This window comes from Sulfitobacter sp. HGT1 (assembly GCF_013282155.1).
In the GTDB taxonomy this organism is placed as follows: domain Bacteria; phylum Pseudomonadota; class Alphaproteobacteria; order Rhodobacterales; family Rhodobacteraceae; genus Sulfitobacter.
On record NZ_BLWI01000019.1, the window covers coordinates 104,819 to 125,567 of the forward strand.

General features: G+C 57.9%; 18 protein-coding genes. 9 read left to right on the forward strand and 9 right to left on the reverse strand.

All coding sequences use genetic code 11. The annotated features are described in order from the left end of the window. The 8 genes from HGT1_RS17630 to HGT1_RS17665 all read right to left on the reverse strand — a co-directional run bounded on the left by HGT1_RS17630 (position 1) and on the right by HGT1_RS17665 (position 8,540). Positions 1 to 612 (reverse strand): NTP transferase domain-containing protein, encoded by a 612-nt coding sequence (locus HGT1_RS17630; RefSeq protein ID WP_176251265.1) that lies wholly within the window; start codon positions 610 to 612, stop codon positions 1 to 3. Further along, complete coding sequence (locus HGT1_RS17635; protein ID WP_176251266.1) at positions 605 to 1,384, reverse strand: XdhC family protein; 780 nt, start codon at positions 1,382 to 1,384, stop codon at positions 605 to 607. Before HGT1_RS17635 ends, HGT1_RS17630 begins: the two co-directional genes overlap by 8 nt. After that, positions 1,381 to 2,568 carry a VWA domain-containing protein gene (locus tag HGT1_RS17640; protein WP_176251267.1) on the reverse strand — a complete coding sequence of 396 codons (1,188 nt, stop codon included), beginning with the start codon at positions 2,566 to 2,568 and terminating at the stop codon, positions 1,381 to 1,383. The genes HGT1_RS17635 and HGT1_RS17640 overlap by 4 nt, the downstream gene beginning before the upstream one ends. Then, positions 2,565 to 3,440: a MoxR family ATPase gene (locus tag HGT1_RS17645; protein ID WP_176251268.1), complete on the reverse strand. Its 876-nt coding sequence runs from the start codon at positions 3,438 to 3,440 to the stop codon at positions 2,565 to 2,567. The genes HGT1_RS17640 and HGT1_RS17645 overlap by 4 nt, the downstream gene beginning before the upstream one ends. Before the next feature lie 52 nt (positions 3,441 to 3,492). Further along, a complete protein-coding gene (locus HGT1_RS17650) occupies positions 3,493 to 5,919 on the reverse strand; it encodes an aerobic carbon-monoxide dehydrogenase large subunit (RefSeq protein ID WP_176251269.1) in 2,427 nt (808 codons plus the stop codon). After that, the gene (locus HGT1_RS17655) at positions 5,916 to 6,410 is read right to left on the reverse strand and encodes a (2Fe-2S)-binding protein (RefSeq protein WP_176251270.1); all 495 of its coding nucleotides are present in this window, start codon (positions 6,408 to 6,410) and stop codon (positions 5,916 to 5,918) included. Before HGT1_RS17655 ends, HGT1_RS17650 begins: the two co-directional genes overlap by 4 nt. A 13-nt stretch (positions 6,411 to 6,423) precedes the next feature. Next, positions 6,424 to 7,278 (reverse strand): xanthine dehydrogenase family protein subunit M, encoded by an 855-nt coding sequence (locus tag HGT1_RS17660; protein ID WP_176251271.1) that lies wholly within the window; start codon positions 7,276 to 7,278, stop codon positions 6,424 to 6,426. Positions 7,279 to 7,412: 134 nt separating this feature from the next. Beyond that, positions 7,413 to 8,540, reverse strand: coding sequence for an MHYT domain-containing protein (locus HGT1_RS17665; RefSeq protein ID WP_176251272.1), 1,128 nt, complete (start codon positions 8,538 to 8,540; stop codon positions 7,413 to 7,415). 311 nt (positions 8,541 to 8,851) lie between these two features. Here HGT1_RS17665 and HGT1_RS17670 point away from each other — a divergent pair, with 311 nt between their 5' ends. Further along, complete coding sequence (locus HGT1_RS17670; protein ID WP_255200261.1) at positions 8,852 to 10,630, forward strand: CHASE domain-containing protein; 1,779 nt, start codon at positions 8,852 to 8,854, stop codon at positions 10,628 to 10,630. 13 nt (positions 10,631 to 10,643) lie between these two features. Then, positions 10,644 to 11,060, forward strand: coding sequence for a response regulator (locus tag HGT1_RS17675; RefSeq protein ID WP_176251273.1), 417 nt, complete (start codon positions 10,644 to 10,646; stop codon positions 11,058 to 11,060). Positions 11,061 to 11,547: 487 nt separating this feature from the next. Here HGT1_RS17675 and HGT1_RS17680 read toward each other — a convergent pair whose 3' ends face one another. Next, positions 11,548 to 12,741: an ROK family transcriptional regulator gene (locus tag HGT1_RS17680; RefSeq protein WP_176251274.1), complete on the reverse strand. Its 1,194-nt coding sequence runs from the start codon at positions 12,739 to 12,741 to the stop codon at positions 11,548 to 11,550. Between the two features lie 181 nt (positions 12,742 to 12,922). Between HGT1_RS17680 and HGT1_RS17685 the strand changes: the two genes are divergently transcribed. The 7 genes from HGT1_RS17685 (at position 12,923) to HGT1_RS17715 (ending at position 20,745) form a co-directional block, all read left to right on the forward strand. Beyond that, the gene (locus HGT1_RS17685; RefSeq protein WP_176251275.1) at positions 12,923 to 13,942 is read left to right on the forward strand and encodes a sugar ABC transporter substrate-binding protein; all 1,020 of its coding nucleotides are present in this window, start codon (positions 12,923 to 12,925) and stop codon (positions 13,940 to 13,942) included. Between the two features lie 129 nt (positions 13,943 to 14,071). After that, positions 14,072 to 15,157 carry an ABC transporter permease gene (locus tag HGT1_RS17690; RefSeq protein ID WP_176251276.1) on the forward strand — a complete coding sequence of 362 codons (1,086 nt, stop codon included), beginning with the start codon at positions 14,072 to 14,074 and terminating at the stop codon, positions 15,155 to 15,157. A gap of 29 nt (positions 15,158 to 15,186) precedes the next feature. After that, complete coding sequence (locus HGT1_RS17695; RefSeq protein ID WP_176251312.1) at positions 15,187 to 15,948, forward strand: ATP-binding cassette domain-containing protein; 762 nt, start codon at positions 15,187 to 15,189, stop codon at positions 15,946 to 15,948. Between the two features lie 228 nt (positions 15,949 to 16,176). Further along, positions 16,177 to 16,761 (forward strand): ANTAR domain-containing response regulator, encoded by a 585-nt coding sequence (locus tag HGT1_RS17700; protein WP_176251277.1) that lies wholly within the window; start codon positions 16,177 to 16,179, stop codon positions 16,759 to 16,761. Then, the gene (locus HGT1_RS17705; protein ID WP_176251278.1) at positions 16,758 to 17,933 is read left to right on the forward strand and encodes an ABC transporter substrate-binding protein; all 1,176 of its coding nucleotides are present in this window, start codon (positions 16,758 to 16,760) and stop codon (positions 17,931 to 17,933) included. The genes HGT1_RS17700 and HGT1_RS17705 overlap by 4 nt, the downstream gene beginning before the upstream one ends. A 270-nt stretch (positions 17,934 to 18,203) precedes the next feature. Further along, on the forward strand, positions 18,204 to 19,571 hold the full coding sequence (locus HGT1_RS17710) for a CmpA/NrtA family ABC transporter substrate-binding protein (protein WP_176251279.1): 1,368 nt from the start codon (positions 18,204 to 18,206) through the stop codon (positions 19,569 to 19,571). Between the two features lie 91 nt (positions 19,572 to 19,662). Continuing rightward, positions 19,663 to 20,745 carry an ABC transporter permease gene (locus tag HGT1_RS17715; protein WP_176251280.1) on the forward strand — a complete coding sequence of 361 codons (1,083 nt, stop codon included), beginning with the start codon at positions 19,663 to 19,665 and terminating at the stop codon, positions 20,743 to 20,745. Positions 20,746 to 20,749 lie beyond the last annotated feature (4 nt).

The following is a 20,749-nucleotide window of genomic DNA, read 5'->3' on the forward strand; positions in this document are numbered from 1 at the left end:
TCATGTTGTGGCCCCTTGTGGTGTCATCCGCTCGAATGCCGCAAAGGCATCGGGCGTATCAATGTCACTGAAAAATCCGGGGGTCGGCATGGGGATATACGCTGACAAGTCTGGGTTGGTGCGGGTGAATTTCCCGCAACCGGGGTTCACATCATCCGCCAGCAAGCGGGCCCGCATATGCGCGGGAACCACGATGGGATTGCCACGTGTGGCGTCCCGAAGGGGAATGGATATTTTCGCGGGGTTCGCCTCCAGATGCGCACGGATGAATGCGCGCAGATCGTCGGCTGTCAGCTCCGGCTGGTCACCAAGCCCGATCAGCAGATGGTCGGTCAACGGGGCCTCAAGCAGCCCTGCCTTTACCGAAAATGCCTGACCTTTTTCAAACTCCGGATTGTGGATCAGCCGGATTGGCAGGCCCGCAAGTGCCGCTTTGATCCGGGCGGGTTCAAACCCTGTGACAACGCAGACCTCGCCTGAAATGGCCGCGAGGTAGGTTTGCACCACGTGGCGGATCATCGGGGTGCCTGCGATGGGCAGCAACAGTTTGTTGCGGTCCCGCATGCGCCGCGACAGGCCTGCCGCCAGAATGATCGCACCGACACTATCCATTTTGCGCCGCCTGCACCAAAAGGCCGCGCTTTACTTCGGTCAGCTCTGCCAGGATCGACAGCGCGATTTCCGAAGGGGTGACAGCCCCGATATCCAGACCGGCAGGGGCTTTCACAGCCGCAATGCGCGCAGGGTCCACACCCGCCGTCACCAGCTTTTCCGACAGGCTGGCGTATTTCTTGGCGCTGCCCACAAACGCAACATAGGACGCCGTGTCGGCCAAACCGGTTTTAAGGGCGGCCAGATCACCTTGGCCTTGGGTTGCGATCACCAGATATCTGGCGCGGCCCGGTGCGCGGGGGGGCAGGGGGGTATCTGTCGCGGCAGCGGCCACGGCCCATCCGAATTGCGGGGCGAGTTCTTGCAGTTTTACGGCAACGGGGGATTCCCCAAAGATCAACAGGTCAGGCTTGGGCAGGTAGGGTTCGATAAAAATGTCGATCGTCCCCTTTGACGGGCACCCGTTGCGGGCAAACCGGATACCGTCTACATCATCGCCCGCCTGCACGCCTTTGCCGGCCAGATCCTCTTCGGGCGCGACCGAGATGAACTGCGGCTGGCCCGTGGCATAGGCCCGAAGGGTCGCGTCCCTGATCGCCCCGCGCACGCAGCCGCCGCCCAGCCAGCCCTCAAGGATTGTCCCGTCTTCACGCAGCAATGCCTTTGCACCCGGCTTGGCAGCGGTGGTTCCTGCGGTGCGCACAATTGTGGCGATGGCGAAACAATCCTCGCCTTCCTGCAAGCCGTTTTCCATGAGTTGTTTGGGTGTCATAGGCGGGCAAGCTCCGGCTCTAGGGCCGCCAGATCATCCAATGTGTTAGCAGCGCGAAACAGGTCAAGATGCGGCAGGGCGGCGGCCATTGCGTCGGCTGTGGGTTCATAGCCGTCCCAGCCCTTGAGCGGGTTCAGCCAGATGATCTTGCAGCCGCGTTTTTTCAGCCGGACCAGCGCATCTGAAATGCCGTCGGGCGAGGTGGTGTCATAGCCGTCGGACAGGATCATCACGACGGTGCGGTTGTCCACAAAGCGGCGTCCATAGGTGCCGGCAAAATGGCTCAGGCTGTCGCCAATTTTGGACCCGCCGGCAAAGCCATCGGCAAGCAGGGACAAGCGGGCGAGGGCGCGCAAGGCATCCTTGTCGCGCAGGGCCTCGGTGATCCGGACCAAGCGGGTGTGAAATAGATAGGCGTCGGCACGCGGGTCGGCGCGCATCAATCCGGCGAGAAAGGCCAGAAACACCCGCGAATAGACGGTCATCGACCCTGACACATCGCAAATCGCGGTGATCCGAAGGCTCCGGTCGGGCCGCTGGCGTTTGGGCAGGGCAAACGGTTCGCCGCCCGTGGCAAGGCTTTGCCGCATGACCTTGCGAAAGTGAATCCGGTCGCCTTTGCGGGCGGCCTTGCGGCGGCGGGACCGGCGGTCGCGCAGGGCAGCGCCAAGGCGTAGCGCCACTTTTTCGGCCTCGGCGATGTCCTCGGGGCGCACGATATCGCGCAGGTCTTTCTTGAACAGGTTGGTGACATCGGTGGCGACAAGCTTGCCTTCGCCGTCGCTTTGCGCTTCGCCATCGCCGCCATCGGGGGCGGTGATATCACCCGCGCCGCCATTCGACTGGCCTTCGACGCTGGTATCGCGGGACGAATGGACGTTTTTATTCGGGCTTTGCGGGGCTGTTGGTGTGATGCGGGTTTTCACGCGCCCGCCGTTCATCCAGAAGCTGTTGAACAACCCGTCAAATTGCGCGGCCTCTTCGGCGCAGCCAGCAAAGACGGATTTCAACGCGCGGCGTGCATCTTGCGGGTTTGCGGCATCAATATGGGTCAAGGCATCCAGAGCGATACCCGTTTCGCCCACGCCAAGCCGCAAGCCGTGATCGCGCAGATGCGCCACGAAACCGGCCATGCGGGCGGCAGGCCCGGGATCGCGGGCCGCGAATTTGGTGACAAGGCTCATGCGGCTTTACCCGCCAGACGCTGCGCGATTTCCGTGGGGATCGCATCGCGGTCCATTTGCGTTTTCAGCAAGGTGGTCAGGGTCGCCTGCAAGATCGCGGGATCATCCGTCAGGTCGGCCACGCCAAGCCCCATCAGGGCTGCGGCGAAATCAAGCATCTCGGCAATGCCGGGCTTCTTTTCCAGCTCTTGTTTGCGCAATGCTTGCACAAAACCAACGATCTGGGCGCAAAGCCGGTCGGTGATGTCAGGATAGCGGGTGACCAGAATAGACAGTTCGGTCTCGTGATCGGGATAGGGGACATGGGCATAAAGACACCGGCGCCGCAACGCATCGGACAGATCGCGGGTGCCGTTCGCCGTCAGGATCACGATTGGCCGGGTGGTCGCGGTGATTGTGCCCATTTCGGGTATCGTGATTTGGAATTCCGACAGGATTTCCAGCAGATAGGCCTCGAACTCCTCGTCTGCGCGGTCGATCTCGTCGATCAGCAAGACCGGTGACTTGTCTTGCCGGATCGCCTTGAGCAACGGGCGCTCGAGCAGGAATTCATCGGAAAAGATACGTGCCTCAACGGTCTTGCCGGTTTCACCATCCTCGGATGCAGCGCGGATCGCCAGCAATTGCCGTTGGTAGTTCCATTCGTAAATCGCTTGGGCGGCATCAAGCCCCTCATAGCATTGCAAGCGGATCAGTTGCGTGTCCTGCACCGCCGCCAGCACGCGGGCGACCTCGGTCTTGCCGACGCCTGCGGCCCCTTCCAGCAGCAGGGGGCGGCCCAGCGAAAGCGACAGATGTAGCGCCATCGCCAGATCGGCAGACGCAATATAGCCTTGTTCGGCCATTGCCGTTTGCAGCGTAGTCCAAGTCATGAAATCCCTCCCGGATGTGACAGGCCACAAGGCGCGGCCTGTCACAGATGTTTTAGTCGTGCATGCCAAGGTTGTTGGCGGTCTGCCAAATGCGCCAGTGGTCATGGGGCATATTGGTGTGACGGTTGCCAAAGGGCCGGAACGCATCCTGCACCGCATTCGAGAAACACGGAACACCGCCCACATGCGGGCTTTCGCCGACGCCCTTGGCACCGATCGGGTGATGCGGGCTGGGGGTGACGGTAAAGTCGGTTTCGTAGTTGGGCACTTCCCACGCAGTAGGCAGGAAGAAGTCCATCAACGTACCCGTCTTGACGTTGCCCATGTCGTCATAGGCAATTTCCTGACCCAGGGCGACAGCGAGGGCTTCGGTCAGGCCGCCGTGAATTTGGCCTTCGATCACCATCGGGTTGATCCGCGTGCCGCAGTCATCCAGCGCATAGAAGCGGCGGATTTCCGGAACACCTGTATCGACGTCGATGTCCATAACGCAGACATAGGCCCCGAACGGATAGGTCATGTTGGGCGGATCGTAATAGCTGACCGCTTCCAGACCCGGCTCTAGCCCCGGAATGGCTTGGTTATAGGCGGCATAGGCGATTTCCTTCATCGTCTTGAACCGCTCTGGCGCGCCTTTGACCACAAAACGGTCCACGTCGAATTCAACGTCGTTGTCGTGAACCTCGAGCAGGTAGGCGGCGATCATCTGTGCCTTGGCACGGATTTTGCGACCCGCCATCGCCGCAGCAGCACCCGCAACCGGCGTTGAGCGCGACCCGTAGGTGCCCAGACCGTAAGGCGCTGTATCGGTATCGCCTTCTTCGATCGTGATGCTTTCTGCGGAGAGACCGATTTCGGTCGCAAGGATCTGGGCAAAGGTCGTGGCATGGCCCTGACCCTGGCTGATCGTCCCCAAACGCGCCACAGCCGACCCGGTGGGGTGGATGCGGATTTCGCAGCTGTCAAACATGCCCATCCCAAGGATGTCGCAGTTTTTCACAGGGCCGGCACCGACGATTTCGGTAAAGAACGAAAGACCGACACCCATGATCTTGCGGGTTTTGCCTGCTTTGAAATCCTCGACCCGTTGCGCCTGTTCAGCGCGCAGACCTTTATAGTCGACGGCTTCCAACGCTTTGTCCCACGCGGTGTGATAGTCGCCGCTGTCATATTCCCAGCCAAGTGCCGCGGTGTAGGGGAACTGCTCTTTCTTGATAAAGTTGATCCGGCGCAGCTCTGCTGCATCCATGTTCAATTCGATCGCGAGGACTTCGATCATCCGTTCGATGAAATACACCGCTTCGGTCACGCGGAACGAACAGCGATAGGACACGCCGCCGGGGGCTTTGTTGGTATAGACACCATCGACGCCCAGATAGGCGACCGGGATGTCATAAGACCCCGTGCAGATGTTCATGAAACCCGCAGGGAACTTGGTCGGGTCTGCACAGGCGTCAAACGCGCCGTGATCCGCTGTGACGTGGCAGTGCAGGCCGGTGATCTTGCCGTCTTTGGTGGCGCTGATCTTGCCCTTCATCCAGTAATCGCGGGCAAAGGCGGTGGACATCAGGTTTTCCATCCGGTCTTCGACCCATTTCACAGGCACGCCTGTCACAATGGAGGCGACGATCGAACAGACATAACCGGGATAGACGCCAACCTTGTTGCCGAAACCACCGCCGATATCGGGGGATACCACGCGGATGTTGTGCTCTTCGATGCCCGACAGCAGCGATGCGACGGTGCGTACCACGTGGGGTGCCTGAAACGTGCCCCAGAGGGTCAGCTTGCCATTCACCTTGTCCATCGACGCCACCGATCCGCAGGTCTCAAGCGGGCAGGGGTGGGTGCGGTGGTAATACATCTCTTCGGTTGCGACGACTTCGGCGTTGTCGATCACCTGTTCCGTGGCCTCCAGATCGCCCGCTTCCCATGTGAAGATGTGGTTGTGGTGCTTGCGTGGGCCATGCGCGCCGTTGGGGATCGAGCCGTCTTCGGCCACCAGATCCTCGCGCAGGACGACATCGGATTGCAGCGATTTGAAGGGGTCAACGATCACTTCAAGTTCTTCGTATTCCACCTCGACCAGTTCGACCGCGTCAGCGGCAACATAGCGGTCAGACGCCACGACAAAGGCAACTTCTTGCCCTTGGAACAGCACTTTGCCATCGGCCAGCACCATTTGCTTGTCGCCAGCCAGCGTCGGCATCCAGTGCAGGTTCAGCGGCTCAAGGTCTTTGGCGGTCAGGACCGCGACAACACCGGGCAGTGCCATTGCAGCGTCGATGTTGATCGACTTGACCCGCGCATGGGCATAGGGCGAGCGCACGAAGTCGCCGTGCAACATGCCCGGCAGTTTGATGTCATCAACATAGTTGCCCTTGCCTTGGGTAAAGCGCGCGTCTTCAACCCGCTTGCGCGAGCATCCCATACCCTTGAGATTGGCGACCCGGTCTTCGCGTGTGATTTCGTCCTTCATTGTGCCGCCTCCTTGGCCGCATTCAGTTCAGACGCTGCTGACAGAATGGATTTCACGATGTTCTGATAGCCCGTGCAGCGGCAGATATTGCCAGCGATGCCAAAGCGAACTTCTTCTTCGGTCGGGTTCGGGTTTTCCTCGAGCAGTTTGGCCGCGCGGGTGATCATGCCGGGGGTACAAAAGCCGCACTGCAACCCGTGATGTTCCTTGAAGCTCTCTTGAAGCACATGCAGTGCATCGGGGGTGCCAAGACCTTCGATGGTTGTCACCTCTGCGCCATTGGCCTGCGCCACAAAGACGGTGCAGGATTTGACCGATTTGCCGTTCATCGTGACAGTGCAGGCACCACAATGCGAGGTTTCACAGCCCACGTGCGGGCCGGTGATGTTCAGTTTTTCGCGCAGCGCATAGATCAGCAACTCGCGGGGTTCTGCCAGGAACTCGTGGTCCTGGCCGTTCACGTTCAATTTGACGTGCATTTTATTCGACATGGTGTTCTCCTCCCTATGCCCGTGACCAGGCGCGCAAGATGGCGCGGCCAAGGACGATGCCCGCAGCGTGACGCTTGAATGCGACCGGGCCACGGTTGTCTTCTGTTGGATCAATATCGCCAAGCATGGCGGTGACTGCGGCCTTTACGGCGGCTTCGTCACAGGCGGTCCCGACCAGCGCATCTGCGGCGGCTTCGGACCAGACGGGCGTATCGCTCAGGTTTGTCATCGCGATCGACGCGGCAGCGACTTTGCCACCTTCTTTGGAAATCTGCACTGCGGCGGCTGCCGTCGCATAATCCCCGATCTTGCGCTTTTGCTTTTCGTAAGCATAGCCGCCCGTGGGTGCCGCAAAGGTAATTGCGGTCAGCACTTCCTCGTCTTCGCGTTCGGTCATATAGGCCGCCTCGTAGAAGTCGCGGGCATCAACAGCGCGGTCCCCGTCAGGACCCGTCAGGTGGAACTGCGCGTTCAGGCATTGCATCAGGCCGGGCATGTCGTTGCCCGGATCGCCATTCGCCACATTGCCGCCAACAGTCCCCATATAACGCACCTGAGGGTCGGCAATCTGCAAGGCCGCCTCTTTCATGATGGGGGCAGCTGCCGCCAAGGCGTCCGACACGATTACTTCGTGTTGCGTTGTCATTGCGCCGATGCGCACAACGCCATCGGTCACCGTAATGCCGCTTAGTCCTTCGATGCCTTGCAGGTCGATGAGATGCGGCACGTCGGCCATCCGCAGCTTCATCATGGGGATCAGGCTGTGCCCGCCCGCGATTACGCGCGCATCGTCCCCGTGTTCTTGAAGCAGGGCGATTACGCCTGCCATGTCTGTCGGCCTATAGTACTCAAACGCCGCTGGTATCATTGCTTAGCCTCCCGTTCCGCAAAATATGTCAGAAGCAAAGGATGTACGCAGCGGTATGCCGACGCTTGTGCTATTCAACGAAACGATCGTGATTTTGCACGAGATGCGCCTGGGGCTGCACGAAATGCGAAAGCCTAAAGGCCCAGTGTATCGCGCACGAGTTTGAGATTCGAACGGCTGACCGGAACAGGGGGCAAATTCGGCGCGGCAAAGCGACACACGCCATTATCCTTGAGCCGTTCAAAGTGTTTCACCTGTGTCGGGTTCACCAGATAGCTGCGATGGGTCTTGATGAAACCGGCTGCATTCAGCCGCGTGACGGCTTCGGTGATGGGCCAGACACAAAAGTGCTTGGCGTCGTTGGTGTAGACGTTTGTGTAATGGCCTTCGGCGCGCACAAATGCGACCTGCGCGGGATCAATCAGTTGCGTGACACCGTTGCGTTCGCAGGGGATGCGGACGGCGACAGGCGCGGGTTTTGGTGCGTCCGGTTTGGGGGCCGGCTTGTCGGCTGCAGCTGGTGCATCTTGGGGCCGCGGCATCGGCGCGGCGGGCACAAAGAATGTCACCCCCATCCAAAGGAATGCGCCAAAGATGATAAAGCTGGAAATGATCACGCCCATCGCGAGGGTCTCGTTGCTCATGACCGGTCCGAATTCATGCAACGTGGGAACCGGTACGAAACGAGTGCCGGCAATGGCAACAAAATGCACGGTGCTGACAGCGGCCCCAAAGCAAAGCGTGCCCAGCAGAATGCTGCGATTGGTCCGTCGGCCATAGGCAATCCAGAACGCGCCGATGCACAGCCCGATCGCCGAAACCACGGCCAGAACAATGCCAAAAGGCGTGTAGACAGCGCGGCAAAGTTGAAGCCCCGCCATGCCGACAAAATGCATCGCAAGAATGCCGCATCCCACCAACGCCCCCGCCGCCGACAAGGTGGCAGGGGTGCGTTCGCGAAAATGCAAAAGCAGCAACGCAGTGCCAACAATGAGAATCGCCAGCAAGGCAGAGGCGAGCGTAATCGCGGCATCATAGTAAAACAAAATCGGCATCTGAATGCCAAGCATGGCGACGAAATGCATCGACCAAATGCCGCCACCCAAGGCGATTGCCGACACGGCAACCGATCCTTTGCGGCGTGAAACGCTTTGTTTTGAAAGGTCTTTAGACAGCGTCAACCCTGTGAAGCCCGCCGCAATGGCGATCACAATAGACGCGATAACAAGCGCGGTGTTGTGGCTGACAACCAAAAATTCCATGCCGTTTGATGGCATCAAACTTTGTACAAATCAAATGGGTATAAATACACTAAACATGATCCCGCCGCCGGGACGCCATGGTTCAAGCGGCGTTAATGGCGCTTTCATCTTCTTGCGGTTCCTTTGGGCGTTGACGGGGACCGGTACCGAACTCTCAAAATCTCTTATCTATTTCCATTTAGTAACAAGTTCGAAATTCTAAATCTCAGTGCGCTGGATTGGCAGGGACTGATTTCATCAAACATTAACAGATTTGCCCGATTGATAGGCCATTCGGCGAGATTTTGGAATCTACCTAGAGGGGCTGGACTGTGACGTCTTTGAGATCTCAGGCAGGGGGGGTAACGTTACTGCATATCGCTGTTGTCGGTATGTCGCTAGCGATGACGCTTGGCGCTTGGCTGTATTCAAAGCATCAGGTGGATTTGCAGATTGAAAACCGTTTCGAAACAGCCAAAAAACGAACCATCAACCTGATCATCGACCGGATGTCGCGCTATGAGGATGCGTTATGGTCTGGGGTGGCGCACCTCGAAACACGCAAGAGTGAAACGACCCCCCAGGATTGGAGTCTTTTTGCCAAAGCATTGAAAATAGAGAAAAAATATCCCGGCGTGAACGGTATCGGGGTCATCTATTATGTCGATCAATACAACCAATCCCAGTACATTGCCGCGCGGGCTGCAGAGCTGCGCGAATTTTCTGTCTATCCGCCCCATAACCAAGAATTCATGCTTCCGATCACCTTCATTGAACCCATCGACATCAATGCACGGGCCGTGGGCCTGGACGTGGCGCATGAAGCCAACCGCCGCACCGGACTATTGGCAAGCCGGGACAGTGGTACAGCGCAAATCACGGGTCCGATCGTATTGGTGCAAGACAGTAATCACACCCCCGGTTTTTTATTCTACACGCCCTTCTACAAAGGGCCGAGGCCGGACAGCTTGCAAGAAAGGAAGGACCGCTTTGCCGGTGCCGTCTATGCTCCGTTTGTCGTGCACAAATTGGTCGAAGGTTTGTTCCTCAAGGAGTTTAGCGAAGTACTGCTGAGCATTCGTGATGGTGATCAGGTAATCTATGACGAGCAAGACAGTAACAATCCTTTGTACGATAACGACCCGATGTTCTCGGACACGGTCGAGCTTGATGTTTACGGGCGCAAATGGACGCTGGATATCCGCACAAACAAGATATTCCGGTCCCAAAACAGCGCCGAGCAACCGATGCTGATTTTGATTGGCGGGTTAATCATCGAGATATTGGTGTTTTCCTTGCTTGCCACATTGGCGCGGTCCAACAGCCGGATCCACACCTATGCGTATCAGCTTACCGAAAACCTTCGTGCGAAAACGGAACATCTTGAACAGGCAAACGCCGAAATCCAGCAGTTTGTCTACATTGCCTCTCATGATCTGAAGACCCCGGTACGCGGGATCGGTTTTCTGGCCGAGGTGATTGAAGAAGACCTTGAGGAAATCTTTGGGTCCCTTGAAAGTCACACCGAAATCAAGGCGCAATTCAAGATGATCCGCGAACGCGTCAACAGGATGAATGATCTTACGGACGGGATTATGGCCTTCTCGCGGATCGGGAATTTCGAAGTCGAAACCGACCCGGCATTGCGTCTCGACACTCTGATCGAGGACTGCGTTACGGATTTCAGAATTGCGCCCTCACAAATCCGGCTGTCTTCCGATGTTTCTGAAATTTCTTGCGACAGCCATAATTTCCGGCGTGTCATCGAGAACTTGATTGGAAATGCGTTCAAGTATCACCCCGACCCGCAATCGGCGCTTGTCGACCTTACGCTTGTTGATCTGGGGAACCGGATAAAGGTTTCAGTAAGGGACAACGGCAAAGGCATAGCGCCAGAATTCCACGAGAAGATATTTCAAGTTTTCCAGACGCTTCGCAAAGGGGACGATCCGGAAAGCACAGGTATCGGACTGGCCATCGTCAAGAAAGCGGTACAGCGTCACGGCTATACGGTCTGGGTTTCGTCATCCGAGAAAAATGGTGCTGAATTCACGTTCTATTGGCCCAAAACATACATGTCTGAGGACAGCCAGACAAAGAAAGTAGCGTAGATTGAAACGTCAAATGAACATTCTTCTGGTCGAGGACAATCCGCTTGATGCCATGATCGTCTTGCGGACTGTTTCCAAAATGGCACCGGATACGCATGTGGTCCGCGCGCAGGATGGAATTGAAGCTTTGGAACTTATTAAACAAGGCAAGGTTCCTGCGCCCTATATCGTTTTGTTGGACATCAATATGCCCCGGATGAACGGCCACGAGTTCCTTGAAAAACTTAGAGTGACGAGCGATTTTTCTAGCAGCATTGTTTTTATGTTCACGACTTCAGATCATGTCGAAGATATTGAAAAAGCTTACAAGAAAAGGGTGAACGGCTATATTGTGAAACGCCAAAATACGGAGGGTATGAAGTCGGTTCTAGTAATGCTGCAAAGCTTTTGGACAACGTGTGAACCGCCGTTAATTATTACAGGGCCATAACCGGCTGGGGGGCGAAGACCCAGTCTTACGCAGTTTTCCAGTGGTGTCTTCAGCTTTGGCCACAAGTAAGGCTTACCTGCTTTGCCAGGAAAAACCCGAAGGGGGTATCTGCGGAATGGGTCGGAAAATAACGATTTCCTTATGTAATAAACCGAATGGGGCAGACTAAAAGGGCACAGCATGTGAACCCGCCCTTCCTCACAAGCTGAATGGATCAGGTGAGTTGGCACCGTATTCGGGCTTTGATGCTCGAGCTTCACTGTCACTTCGAGCTTCACTTCGTCCTGATCGGGGTGACCTATGTGCATCAAGCGACCAGACACTTATTGCTGCAAATTAATCCCTCTAATCGCCGTGGGATATTGCTGCTCATTCATCCTCCTAGCCGTCGCATGACATTCATCATGCGCCTTCGCACATGCCTTGCCATCCGGCCGTCTGGGATAAAGCGCACGTTCGTGCCCTCAAGACCAAGGGGAATGATCCGTCAGGTTTCGTCCAGCCGGGCGTTCAGCATAAACTGCGCACCGATCGGGCGTGTCGCGGCACCGATGGCACGGGCCTTGCCGCCGATACTGCCCGCCTCGATCCGCGGGGGGATCAGCCCGCGGGTATCTTGCGTGACAAGATAGCGTCGAACCCGCGCGACCAGATCGTCGCGCACGCTGGCGGGAAATGCGCCGTCGATAAGAATGGCCTCAAAATCAATGACGGAACAGGTCGACAGGGCGGCTTTGGCCAGCTCTTGAGCCGTCTGACCCAACCAGGGGTCCACATAGCGCGACAGGCGATGCCAGCTGTCTGGATCGGACCAAAGCTGTTGCGGGTCCAGATCGACTTCGCGCAGGCGCAGTTCAAGCTGGTGTATGGATGCGGTGTCGACCAGTTGCATGCTTTCACCGTTTGGCCCGATGCTGCGCAGCGACCCCAATGCGCCGGCATTGCCCTGACGCCCTTCGAAAACAGCGTTGTTCAGCACGATGCCGCCGCCGATAAACGCCCCCAGAAAGAAATAGGCATAGTCGCGAAACGCCTTGCCGCGACCATAGGTGTGTTCCGCCTGACAGGCCGCCGTTGCATCGTTCATCAACATGACCGGCAGTCCGGTCAACGCATGGGCCTGCGCTTTGATATCGATGTCCTTCCATGTGGTATAGGCACCATTCTGGGTATCGGATGTTTCGGGCCAGTTCCACATCTCGAAGGGGGCGGCGATCCCGATGCCGCAAATATGCGATACGTCCCGGTCCGACATCTCGCGGGTGATGCTTTGAACACCCTCATCCAGAAAATTGAAAATCTCAGACGGAACGGGGCTGGCATAGGTCAATTGCCGCAATTGCCGGGTTTGCCCTGTCAGGTCCATCAACACCAAATCCGCCGACCTGCGCCCGATTTTCACACCAAAGGAAAACGCCCCGTCAGAGGCCAGCCGCATGGGGATCGACGGTTTGCCGACCTTGCCGCGCACAGGGTCGCCGCGTTCAAGGATGCCTTCGCCTTCGAGCCGGCGCAGAATGCCCGACACCGTTGGCGGCGACAGGTTTGCCAGCCGCGACAGATCGCTGCCCGGCATCGCGCCGTGCCTTTGCAGCAACGACAACAGCAGGCGTTCGTTGTGATCCCGAACGCCTTTCTGGCTTAAACCCGTACTGATTGATCTTACAAACCCGTCATCCATGCGTGCAACCTAGCGGCCTCCCTTGGGAATGGATATACCCCATCTCGATTAATAAAGAAAGTTAACTAATTAATTGACAGACGCCGTCGAATCGCGTCATTTGGGGCGCAACGGCGATGATGAAACTCGTCGATGACGCAAGGTGGAGGCCTTGCCATTTAACTGTTCTTGGGAGGACAACATGAAGAAACTTCTAATCGGAACTGCGATTGCTGCCATCACAACCGCGGGCGCTGCCATGGCTGGCAGCCACGGTGTATCTGCGTGCTTGATCACCAAAACCGACACCAACCCGTTTTTCGTTAAAATGCGCGAAGGTGCCGAAGCCGCCGCCGCCGAGGCCGGTATCACCTTGCGCTCCTATGCCGGTAAGGTTGATGGCGACCATGAAACACAGGTTGCGGCAATCGAAACCTGCATCGCCGATGGCGCGTCGGGCATTTTGCTGACGCCATCCGATACGTCTTCCATCGTGGGTGCGGTTTCGCAGGCCCGCGAAGCAGGTCTGTTGGTGATTGCGCTTGATACACCGCTGGACCCGATCGAAGCTGCTGATGCGACATTCGCGACAGACAACTTTCTGGCTGGTGAGCTAATTGGCCAATGGGCTGCTGCACAACTGGGCGACGATGCGGCGAACGCGCGTATCGCGATGCTGGATCTGGCCGTGTCGCAGCCGACTGTCGGCGTGTTGCGCGATCAGGGTTTCTTGCAAGGGTTCGGCATTGATCTGGGTGACCCCAGCAAATGGGGTGACGAAGACGATGCGCGCATCGTTGGCAATGACGTGACCGCCGGCAACGAAGAGGGTGGCCGCAAGGCGATGGAAAACCTGCTTGCCGTCGACCCGACCATCAACGTGGTTTACACCATCAACGAACCTGCCGCCGCAGGGGCCTATGAGGCGCTGCGTTCCATTGGCCGCGAAAAGGACGTGCTGATCGTTTCCGTCGATGGCGGCTGTCCCGGTGTGCAAAATATTGCAGACGGGGTGATTGGGGCGACATCGCAGCAGTACCCGTTGCGCATGGCATCCTTGGGGATCAAGGCCATCGCGGCCTATGCCGCAGATGGCACATTGCCAAAAAACACCGAAGGCAAAGACTTCTTTGACACAGGTGTGGCGCTTGTGACCGACCAGCCAGCCGAGGGCGTCGAAAGCATTTCGGTTGCCGAAGGCAAAGACCTTTGCTGGGGCTAAGCCGCTTGGGTGAATGATATTCTGGGGCGGGTTTTCCCGCCCCATTTTCCAAGCTAGGACATTTCCGGAACTGGGGTACTCTACCCCCAGACCGAGCCAACAAATCATAATTCCAAGGGGGGACGCGCAATGTCAGGCAATGCTGATGACTATGAGGCCGCTATCAAACCGGCAAGTATCGATAGTGTGGCGGCCTTCGCTGAACGCAAAGGCTTTCTGGCACGGCTTCAACATGCCTTGCACGTCAACCCTGCGTTGGTTCCCCTGTTCGTTCTTGTGGCGTCAATTGTCCTGTTCGGGATGTTGCTGGGGTCCAAGTTCTTTTCTCCCTTTGCGCTGACCCTGATCCTGCAACAGGTGCAAATCGTCGGCATCGTTGCTGCGGCACAAAGCCTTGTAATCCTGACCGCCGGGATCGACCTGAGCGTTGGGGCCATTGCGGTTCTGTCCAGCGTGATCATGGGGCAATTCACGTTTCGCTATGGGGTGCCGGTTGAACTTGCCGTGATCCTTGGCCTTGCATTCGGCACGGCGATCGGGGCCGTCAACGGCTGGCTGGTGGCGGTGATGAAACTGCCGCCGTTCATTGTGACCCTTGGCATGTGGCAGATCGTGCTGGCCGCGAATTTCCTGTATTCCGCAAACGAAACCATCCGCAGCCAAGAGATCGAGGCCAATGCGCCCTTGCTGCAATTTCTGGGCTCGACCTTCAAAGTCGGCGCAGACGAAACCGGTCGCGGTGGGGCCACCTTTACCTTTGGTGTGATCGCGATGGCGTTGATCTTTGCGGTGCTGGCCTATGTGCTAAGCCAGACCGCATGGGGGCGGCACATCTATGCTGTGGGCGATGACCCCGAGGCGGCACAGCTGTCCGGCGTAAACGTCAAACGGACGCTGATTTCTGTCTATGCCGTCACCGGGTTTATCTGCGCCATTGCCGGCTGGGCCTTGATCGGGCGCATCGGATCGGTCAGCCCGACATCGGGGCAGTTGTTGAATATCGAAAGCATTACGGCGGTGGTGATCGGGGGCATTTCCCTGTTCGGCGGGCGCGGGTCGATCATGGGGCCGCTGTTCGGGGCGCTGATCGTTGGCGTGTTTACCCTTGGCTTGCGGTTGTCCGGTGCCGATGCGCAATGGACCTTCCTTCTTATCGGCGCGCTTATCATTGGTGCTGTCGCTGTGGATCAATGGATCAGAAAGGTGTCGGCATGACTTTGGCAGATAACATCGCAGCAGGCGCGATCGAACCCATCCTCAAGGGGCGTGGTCTGGTCAAACGCTATGGCAAGGTGACCGCGTTGGATCATTGCGACTTTGATCTGTATCCGGGCGAAATTCTGGCCGTGATCGGGGATAACGGGGCTGGTAAATCATCGCTGATCAAGGCCGTGTCGGGCGCGATTGTCCCAGACGAGGGCGATGTGTTTCTTGAGGGCAAAAAGGTCCGGTTCACATCCCCCACGGACGCCCGCAAAGAAGGGATCGAGACGGTCTATCAAACCCTCGCCATGTCGCCAGCCTTGTCGATTGCGGATAACATGTTCATGGGTCGCGAATTGCGCAAACCCGGTTTTCGCGGGAAATTCCTGCGCCAGCTGGATCGCAGCCGGATGGAACAGATCGCCCGTGACAAGCTGTCTGAACTGGGGCTGATGACGATCCAGAACATCAATCAAGCCGTCGAAACCCTGTCGGGTGGCCAACGGCAAGGTGTGGCCGTCGCCCGCGCTGCGGCTTTCGGATCAAAGGTCATTATTCTGGATGAACCGACTGCTGCCCTTGGCGTCAAAGAATCCCGCCGGGTGTTGGAGCTGATCCTTGATGTGCGGTCGCGTGGCATTCCGATCATCCTGATCAGCCACAACATGCCCCATGTTTTCGAAGTCGCCGACCGCATTCACGTGCACCGGCTTGGCAAGCGGCTTTGTGTGATTGACCCCAAAGATTACACCATGTCCGACGCAGTCGCCTTTATGACCGGTGCAAAGGACGCACCTGAATAACGACATCAGCCGATGCGGGGCGGCATCGGGTTCTATGCAAACAGCAATGAGGCGGTCCTTCGGGGCCGCTCTTTGCGTTGGGGGCAGATGCCACCGCAAATCTCCGCCCAATAGAACTGCACAAATATTAGGCGGACCGGGGTAAATTCGAGCGTTCTTTTCATCCGTTAGGCTGCTCCAGTGTCCGGCAACTTGTAGCGTCTTTCGTTTCACCCCAAGGCTATAGCCATGAATCTAAAGCTTACAATTGTTGTCGTAGAAGAAGACCGGGACAGGGCCGTCGCGATTGTTGACGCGCTGACCCAAAGCGGTGATTGCGAGGTCTTCGTGATCGGCACCACCATTGGTCTGGCCCGCAAGATTGCCGCCCATGCCCCTGACGTGGTGTTGATCGACATCGACAACCCGACCCGTGACATGCTCGAGGAATTGACCCTTGCCTCTGGCCCGTTGGAACGGCCTGTGGCGATGTTTGTGTCGGGGGCCGCAGGGTCGCTGGCGCGGGCGGCAGTCGAGGCGGGGGTATCGGCCTATGTGGTCGACGGGCTGACACCCGAGCGGCTGAAACCTGTGATGGACACGGCCATCGCGCGGTTCCAGATGGTCCGGCAAATGCGCAATGAACTGGCCGAAACGCGGCGCGCATTGGAAGAACGCAAAGTCATTGACCGCGCCAAGGGGTTGCTGATGAAGGCCAAGGGGCTGGACGAGGTGCAAGCCTATGCATTGCTGCGCAAGGCGGCGATGGATCAGGGCCGCAGGGTGGCCGACGTCGCCGAAGCCCTGGTCACGGCATCGGGGTTGCTGTCATGAAAACGGTAACCTTGCCCGTCGCCTATATGCCCCTTGTCGATGCCGCCCCGCTGATCATCGCGCAGGAAATGGGCTTCGCCGAAGCCGAGGGGCTGGCCCTTGATCTGATCGCCGCGCCGTCCTGGTCGTCGGTCCGGGATATGCTGGCCTTCGGTCGTGTGGACGCCGCGCATTTGCTGTCACCCGTGCCCGTCGCGATGGCGATGGGGTTGGGGGGCGTGACAACGCCACTTTCGGCGGTATCGGTCATGTCGGTAAATGGCGATGTGATCGGTGTGGGCCGCGAGCTGGAACAGCGGTTGCGCGATATCGGCTACGGTTTCGATTTCGCAGATGCCCTGAAGGCCGCACAGGCCCTTGCTCAGGTCACCAAAGATACATTGGTCTTTGGCGCGCCGTTCCCCTTTTCCATGCATGTTGAATTGCTGCGCTACTGGTTCGAACGGTCCGGCCTGTCGGAAAAACAGATCAAGATACGCACCATCCCGCCGCCCTTGATGGCCGAAGCACTGTCCACGGGCGAGGTTGACGCATTCTGCGTGGGCGAGCCTTGGGGGTCGGTGGCTGTCGATCAAGGGGCAGGGGCGCTGTTGCTGCCCGGCACGGCGATCTGGCGCTTTGCCCCCGAAAAGGTGCTGTCCGTGCGTCAGGACTGGGCGGAAACCGAACCGGAAAAACTGGGCCATCTGATCCGCGCGGTGTGGAAGGCCGGACAATGGCTGTCATTGCCCAAAAGCAAGACGACCGCCGCCGAAATCCTGTCGCGGCCCAGCTATCTTGATGTCTCGTCTGAATTGATTGACCGCGCATTAAGCGGGCATTTCACCATTTCTTCGCGGGCCGAACAGCGCACGGTCGATGATTTCATCGGGTTTCATGCGGGCACCACCAATTTCCCCTGGCGCAGTCAGGCCAAATGGATCGCCCACCGGCTAAGCCTTGAAAACGGTCTTTCATCCTCCGAGGCGCAAAGACTGGGCGGGGCCGTGTTTCGCAGCGATCTGTACCGCAAACACATGATCGGCACAGATGCGGATTTGCCCGGTGCCTCGGAAAAGCTTGAGGGTTCGATTCTTCACATCACGGCGGTCGCGTCCCAAAAAGGCGAGCTGAGCCTGCCCCCCGACACGTTCTTTGATGGCCAGATTTTTGACCCAGACGAAGCGCACTGATTAATTTCTGTGCAGTTTTTCCCGGCCCGGCCGCGATTTTTAAAATTATTGCCGCATTGCAGCGAATTCTTTTGATCTCAGCAAGGGCATCATCACAAACTTGAGTATCGGGACACAATGGCGTGCCCTGATACGAAATTCTCCCAATGATCGGGATTTCCGAGCAAGGCCGCTCGCTGTTGACCAGTTCTCTGGAGAATAGCGTATGCGGTCTTTTTGCGTTTTTTGATGCCAGCCTCCCCAGCATCGAAGCTACCGAAAGGATTGAAAATGAAAAGTTTTATTCTAGGTTTTGCGATTTCTGCAACCTTGGCCACCACGGCATCGGCCCAACTGCTGGAGCTGGAAAAAGACGAACTGACCTTCGGCTTTATCAAGCTGACAGACATGGCCCCCTTGGCTGTTGCCTACGAGCAGGGCTATTTTCTTGACGAAGGTTTGTTTGTCACGCTCGAAGCGCAGGCGAACTGGAAGGTGCTGTTGGACGGCGTTATCGACGGCCAGTTGGACGGCGCGCATATGCTGGCAGGGCAACCTTTGGCCGCGACCATCGGCTATGGCACCAAGGCCCATATCATCACGCCCTTTTCGATGGATCTGAACGGAAACGGCATCACCGTATCGAACGAGGTCTGGGACCTGATGCGCCCGCATATCGCGTCGATGGAGGACGGCCGCCCCGTTCACCCGATCAGCGCCTCGGCTTTGGCCCCGGTGGTGGATCAGTTCCGTGCCGAAGGAAAGCCGTTCAACATGGGGATGGTTTTCCCCGTCTCGACCCATAACTATGAATTGCGCTATTGGCTGGCCGCTGGCGGGTTGGAGCCGGGATATTACAGCCCCGACAACGTATCGGGCCAGATCGCCGCTGATGTGTTCTTGTCCGTGACCCCCCCGCCGCAAATGCCCGCCACGCTCGAGGCCGGAACGATCAACGGCTATTGCGTGGGCGAGCCGTGGAACCAGCAAGCGGTGTTCAAGGGCATCGGCGTTCCGGTCATCACCGATTACCAGCTGTGGAAGAACAACCCCGAAAAAGTCTTTGGGATGAACGCCGATTTTGCCGAACAATATCCGAACACCACAATCGCCGTGACCAAGGCGCTGATCCGCGCGGCAATGTGGCTGGATGAAAACGACAACGCCAACCGCGCCGAGGCGGTATCGATCCTGAGCCGTCCTGAATATGTGGGGGCGGATGAAGAAGTGATCGCAAACTCGATGACCGGCTTTTTCGAATTCGAAAAAGGCGACCGCCGCGACATCCCCGACTTTAACGTGTTCTTCCGCCACAATGCGACCTACCCGTTCTATTCGGACGCCGTGTGGTATCTGACGCAGATGCGCCGCTGGGGCCAGATCGCCGAACCGCAAACCGATGCGTGGTATGACGAAACCGCCCGCAGCGTGTACCGCCCCGACATCTACCTCAAGGCCGCCCGCCTGCTGGTCGACGATGCCTTGGCTAACGAGGCGGATTTCCCCTGGGAAAGTGACGGCTACAAGGCCCCGACACCTGCCGAAGATATCATCGACGGCATTGTCTATGACGGTCGCACGCCAAACGCATATCTCGAAAGCCTGCCCATCGGCCTGAAAGGCGACCAAGTGGTCGTTGGCAGCGAAGTCAAAGGCTGATGACCCGATCGGGGCGGTCATCTGCACCGCCCCGTACCTTCAATCCTAACTCTGAAATAACCCGCACCACCGCACCCGAACGGAGACACCCATGACAACCGTCGACCCAGAATTCACCCGCGATCAAGCACGGTCCGCACGAAAGGCCCGCCTTTTCACCCGGATCGGTCAGGCCGACAAATGGTTTCAGGTTTTGGGCCTTGGCTGGATAACCCCTCTGCTCAAGGCCGCCGCCGGCGATAACCCCAAGGCACAGCTGGGCGAAATCTGGCGGCTGTTGGGTGTGCCTTTGCTTGCGATTGCCGCGTTCTTGCTGATGTGGGCCACGCTTGCCCCCACCGTGCAAACGTCACTGGGGGCGATCCCCGGGCCAGGGCAGGTCTGGTCCGAAGCGGTCAATCTGCATCAGGACGCCGCCGCGAAATCCGCCAAAGAGGCGCAGTTCATGGAACGCCTTGACCTGCGCAACCAGCGTCTGATTGATGCGGGCCGCGGTGACGAGGTAAAATCCATCGCCTATACCGGCGCGCCCAGCTATTACGACCAGATCGGGACGTCGGTGCTGACCGTGTTCTTCGGTTTTCTGGTTGCTTCGGCTGTGGCCATCCCTTTGGGCATCGCGGCCGGTCTGTCGGCAACGGCAAACGCCGCGTTGAACCCGTTGATCCAGATTTTCAAACCCGTCTCGCCGCTGGCGTGGCTGCCGATTGTGACCATGGTGGTCAGCGCGGTCTACACCACCAACGACGGGATGTTTTCCAAGTCGTTCCTTGTGTCGGCGATCACCGTGACCCTGTGTTCGCTGTGGCCGACATTGATCAACACATCGCTGGGTGTCGCATCCATCGACAAGGATCTGGTCAATGTGTCCAAGGTTTTGAAGATGAACACCTGGACCAAGATCACCAAGCTGGTTCTGCCCTCGGCGCTGCCATTGATCTTTACCGGATTGCGTCTGTCGCTGGGCGTGGGCTGGATGGTGCTGATTGCCGCAGAAATGCTGGCCCAGAACCCCGGCCTTGGCAAATTCGTCTGGGATGAATTCCAAAACGGCAGCTCTTCCAGCCTGGCCAAGATTATGGTGGCGGTTCTGACAATCGGCATCATCGGCTTCTTGTTGGACCGGGTCATGTTCGCCCTGCAATCGCTCTTTACCTTCACGAATAACCGGTGATCGA